The sequence below is a fragment of the Oleiphilus sp. HI0123 genome, from assembly GCF_001635315.1.
This window is the reverse complement of the sequence record NZ_LWGE01000116.1, coordinates 1-581: the sequence shown is the minus strand read 5'-3', so window position 1 is coordinate 581 and position 581 is coordinate 1. Positions and strand designations below refer to the sequence as shown.

1 protein-coding gene is annotated in these 581 nt (G+C 43.5%); it reads left to right on the top strand.

Annotated features, from left to right (window positions below):
• On the top strand, positions 1 to 540 hold a 540-nt coding region (gene yjgA / locus A3761_RS01135), incomplete at its 5' end, for a ribosome biogenesis factor YjgA (RefSeq protein ID WP_231881105.1).
• Between the last annotated feature and the right edge of the window lie 41 nt (positions 541 to 581).

The following is a 581-nucleotide window of genomic DNA, read 5'->3' as shown; positions in this document are numbered from 1 at the left end:
ACAGGTACCAAAGTAATGAGCGATTTTGACCAATACCACGACGAAGATGATCTAGAATTTGAGAAAAGTAAAAGTCAGGTCAAGCGCGAGATGGAAGCACTCCAGGCTTTAGGCCGAAAACTTACTGAACTAAAGCCAGCTCAGCTAAAAAAAGTGCCAATGAGTGAAGATCTGACTCATGCAATAAAAGAGTCCTACAATATTCGTCAAAATGAGGCGAAAAGGCGGCACCTTCAATTCATTGGTAAGCTAATGCGCGCAGAAGACGCTGAAGCGATTCAGTTCGCAATTGATCAGTTTGACTCCAGCAGTCAACGATATGCTCAAGAGCTTCACCAAATGGAGTCCTGGAGAGACCGTTTGATTAGCGGTGGAAATGATGTGCTTAGTAATTTTATTTCCGACAACCCTGATACAGACGTACAACACCTGAGAGCGCTCGTTCGCAACGCTAAGAAAGATCACGACCAGCAAAAGAATACTGGCGCGGGTAAAAAGCTGTTTCAATATATTCGAACGATTACTCAAGATATTGAGTAAAGCCAGCTAACTTGAAAATAGCGGCATCGCTGCGCGAATTT